Consider the following 4,086-nt stretch of genomic DNA (forward strand, 5'->3'; position numbering starts at 1 on the left):
TACTACCCGCCGCACCCGCCGGCGGCTGGGCCGGGGCGTAGGGCGGCCTCGGCGGGTGCGGCGGGTAGTAGGGCTGCTGCGGCTGCTGCTCCTGGAAGTCCGTCATGGCAATGACTCTCGGAGCCGTACATGAGAGCCGTCTGAGGAGCGGCTGAGAAGCCCGACAGAAGCCTGTATGCCCGATATAAGGATCGCCCGGGGGTGAGACCTTACAAGGACCGTCCCGGGGCGGGACCTTCCCAGGTCTGCCGAGGGCCCTGGCTCGCTCACCGGCTAACGGGGCACGGGCAGGAGCCGGGATCAGCCGCCGTCGCAGCCGCAGGAGCGGCGGACCACCAGGGCCGACGGGAAGAGCTTCACGCGCTCGCGGCGCGAGCCCGCCACGCGGAGCGAGTCGTCCAGGACCAGGTCCACCGCCGCACGGGCCATGGCCGGCCGGTCCGAGGAGATCGTGGTCAGCGGCGGGTCGGTGAGCGCCGCCTCCTTCACGTCGTCGAAGCCCGCGACCGCCAGCTCCGTCGGCACCTCGATGCGCAGCTCGCGGGCCGCACGCAGGACACCGAAGGCCTGGTCGTCGGTGGAGCAGAAGATGGCCGGCGGCCTGTCCGGGCCCGCGAGCAGCTTGAGGGCCACCTGGTAGGCGTCGTAACGGTTGTACGGGGCCTGGAAGAGCCGGCCCTCGATCGAGCGGCCCGCCTCCAGCATGGCCCGCCGCCAGCCCTCCTCGTGGTCGGCGACCGGGTCGCCGACCGCCGGGGTGTTCGGGATGCCGCCCATGCAGGCCACGTACTCGTGGCCGTGCTCCAGGAGGTGCCGGGTGGCGAGCTGGGCGCCGCCGATGTCGTCGGTGACGACGGCCACGTCGTCGAGGGCCTCGGGCCGCTCGTGCAGCAGCACCACGCGGGCGTCCCAGGCCTCGATCTCGCTCGCGGCCCGCTCGCTCATGCCCTGGCTGACCAGGATCAGTCCGGAGACCCGCATGCCGAGGAAGGCCCGCAGATAGTGGACCTCACGCTCGTCGCGGTAGTCGGAGTTGCCGACCAGGACCATTTTCCCGCGCTCGGCGGCGGCCTGCTCGACCGCGTGCGCCATCTCCGCGAAGAACGGCTGCCGCGCGTCCGGCACGATCATGCCTATGAGATCCGTGCGCCGGGACGCCATCGCCTGGGCGACCCGGTCCGGGCGGTAGCCCAGTTCCTTGATCGCGGCGAGGACACGCTCGCGCGTGGCCGGGGCGACCGGCCGGGGTCCGTTGTTGATGACGTAGCTCACGACCGCGGTCGAAGTACCTGCCAGTCGAGCTACGTCATCCCGCGTCACCTTGGCCACGCGCGGCAGTCTACGCGGGGGGACCTACCTACCGGCAGGTCGCACTGTGGCATCTGCCACGTTCGTGTCCGCCAGGGGGGTGACATCCGCCGTGGTGTCCTTGACGCGGGCGGTCGCACGCGCCTCCTCCTGCACACGGGCCTCCTCGGCCTTGGCGCGCGCCTCCTCCGCCGCCCGCTCGACCTTCTCGGGGGTGACGAAGCGGTAGCCGACGTTACGGACGGTGCCGATGAGCGACTCGTGCTCGGGGCCGAGCTTGGCCCGCAGCCGACGGACGTGGACGTCGACCGTCCGGGTGCCGCCGAAGTAGTCGTACCCCCACACCTCCTGCAGGAGCTGCGCGCGCGTGAAGACGCGGCCCGGGTGCTGGGCCAGGTACTTGAGGAGCTCGAACTCCTTGAAGGTCAGGTCCAGGACCCGGCCCTTGAGCTTGGCGCTGTACGTCGCCTCGTCGACCGACAGGTCACCGTTGCGGATCTCCATGGGGGAGTCGTCCGCGACGATCTGCTGGCGGCCCATCGCGAGCCGCAGCCGCGCCTCGACCTCGGCGGGTCCCGCGGTGTCGAGGAGGACGTCGTCGATGCCCCAGTCGGCGGTGACGGCCGCGAGACCGCCCTCGGTGACGACGAGGATCAGCGGACAGCCGGGCCCGGTGGACCGCAGCAGCTGGCAGAGCGAGCGGACCTGCGGGAGGTCGCGCCGCCCGTCGACGAGGATCACGTCCGCGCCGGGGGTGTCCACGAGGGCGGGGCCCTCGGCCGGGGCGACCCGGACGTTGTGCAGGAGCAGACCGAGGGCGGGCAGCACCTCGGTGGAAGGCTGGAGAGCGTTGGTCAGGAGCAGCAAGGCGCTCATCGCGCACCACCTGCCGTCCCTGCCGTCGGTCGGTCGTGCTTCGGTCGCTCGCTCATAACGTCGGTTCCTCCTCGGTCCCTGCGAGGACGTGCACTGCTTCGTACAGATCACTGCCGGCTCTCGCGCCCTGAGAGCTTTTGTTCATCCGTCCGTAACAACGGTCGGAAAACGCAAAAGGACCCGGGGGCTGCGTCGCCCGGATCCTCTGCCAAGGAGAATAGCCCACATGAGTTCAGAGGGAGAGGGTGGATTTCACATGGTGGATGTCTCCCTGATCACTTCCGGCTCCCGGCGGGCAATGTTGCGTACGGATGACGATGTCCGGATCGAGGCGGTTTACGAACCCTCTCCGGCAAGTGTCACCGATACGGCGGTCGTCGTCGCCCACGGGTTCACCGGGTCGGCCGACCGGCCCGCCGTCCGCCGCGCCGCACGTGTCTTCGCCGAGCGGGGCGCGGCCGTGATCACCTTCTCCTTCCGCGGGCACGGCGCCTCCGGCGGCCTCTCCACCCTCGGCGACCGGGAGGTCCTCGACCTGTCCGCCGCCGTCCGCTGGGCACGCGAGCTCGGCCACGCGCGCGTGGCGACGGTCGGCTTCTCCATGGGCGGCTCCGTGGTCCTGCGCCACGCGGCCCTCGCCCGCGAGACGGACGGACGCGCCGACGCGGTCGCCGCCGTCTCCGCGCCCGCCCGCTGGTACTACCGGGGGACGGCGCCGATGCGCCGCCTCCACTGGGTGGTCACCCGCCCGGCGGGCCGCCTCGTCGGGCGGTACGGGCTCCGCACCCGCATCGACCGCCGCGCCTGGGACCCCGTACCCCTCTCTCCCGTGGAGGCGGTGCCGCTGATCGCGCCGACCCCCCTGCTGATCGTGCACGGCGACCGGGACGCGTACTTCCCGCTCGACCACCCCCGGATGCTGGCCGGGGCGGGCGAGGCGGAGCTGTGGGTCGAGCGGGGGATGGGCCACGCCGAGAACGCGGCGGACGAGGAGCTGCTCGCCCGCATCGGGAACTGGCTGACGCGCGGATAGCCCATCATGGGGGGCGGCGCGCACACGAACGAAGGGAGCGCCGCTATGGCAGCGGGAACCATCCGCTACTGGGCCGCGGCCAAGGCCGCCGCCGGTGTCGCGGAGGAGCCGTACACCGCCGAGCACCTCGCCGAGGCCCTCGACGCGGCCCGCGCGAAGCACCCGGGCGAGCTCGTCCAGGTCCTCAAGCGGTGCTCGTTCCTGGTCGACGGCGACCCCGTCGGTACCCGGAGCCATGAGACGGTACGGCTTGCCGAGGGCGGCACGGTCGAGGTGCTCCCCCCGTTCGCAGGAGGGTGAACCCCAGACCATGAGCAACGACCAGTACCACGGCGGTCAGCAGTACGACCCGTACGCGAACGGGACCGGGCACCAGGAGCAGCAGGGCCCCGACGTCACCCAGACGTGGGAGGGCCAGACCTGGGACACCCAGTTCCAGCCGGCCGTCACGTACGAGCAGGTCCAGGCCGACCGGGCGCGGGCCGCGCAGGCCCAGCAGGCATACCAGCAGCCGCACCAGCCTCAGCCGCAGCCGTACGAGGCGTACGCGTCGGGCCAGGCCCCGTACGAGTCGTACGGGAACCCCGCCGCGTACTACGGGGAGCCGCAGCAGCAGGCGCAGCCCCAGCACCAGCCCCGGCCGGTGGCGGCCCACGCCCCCGCGCCCGTCCCCGTCGCCGAGCCCGTTCCGGCGGCTCCCGCGCCCGCCGGTGAGGCGGGTCCCGGCTGGTCCTCGCCGACCACCTCCGGGAACACCCGGATCACCGACGCCCAGCGCGCCCGCGCCGAGGGCCGCTCGCCGATCATCGAGCCGGGGATGCGGCCCGCCGCCCTGACCGCCGTCCTCGGACTGCTGCTCGCCGGCGGCG

General features: G+C 72.6%; 4 protein-coding genes and 1 pseudogene. 3 read left to right on the plus strand and 2 right to left on the minus strand.

What is annotated here, in order from left to right; genetic code table 11:
- Positions 1–300 precede the first annotated feature (300 nt).
- The gene (locus AOK00_RS25835; protein WP_030323291.1) at positions 301–1,329 is read right to left on the minus strand and encodes a LacI family DNA-binding transcriptional regulator; all 1,029 of its coding nucleotides are present in this window, start codon (positions 1,327–1,329) and stop codon (positions 301–303) included.
- A 24-nt stretch (positions 1,330–1,353) separates the two neighbouring features.
- Entirely contained in the window at positions 1,354–2,184 is an 831-nt protein-coding gene (locus AOK00_RS25840) for a response regulator transcription factor (protein ID WP_055602656.1), read from the minus strand.
- Positions 2,185–2,410: 226 nt separating this feature from the next.
- Here AOK00_RS25840 and AOK00_RS25845 point away from each other — a divergent pair, with 226 nt between their 5' ends.
- From AOK00_RS25845 to AOK00_RS25855, 3 genes and pseudogenes are all read left to right on the plus strand, one after another.
- Positions 2,411–3,217 carry an alpha/beta hydrolase gene (locus AOK00_RS25845; RefSeq protein WP_173861631.1) on the plus strand — a complete coding sequence of 269 codons (807 nt, stop codon included), beginning with the start codon at positions 2,411–2,413 and terminating at the stop codon, positions 3,215–3,217.
- Between the two features lie 45 nt (positions 3,218–3,262).
- On the plus strand, positions 3,263–3,517 hold the full coding sequence (locus AOK00_RS25850; protein ID WP_030323286.1) for a MoaD/ThiS family protein: 255 nt from the start codon (positions 3,263–3,265) through the stop codon (positions 3,515–3,517).
- A 10-nt stretch (positions 3,518–3,527) separates the two neighbouring features.
- Positions 3,528–4,086, plus strand: a pseudogene (locus tag AOK00_RS25855) (hypothetical protein); the annotation flags it as partial.

Origin of the sequence: Streptomyces aureus, from assembly GCF_001418135.1 — a bacterium.
GTDB classification, from domain to species: Bacteria; Actinomycetota; Actinomycetes; order Streptomycetales; family Streptomycetaceae; genus Streptomyces; species Streptomyces aureus_A.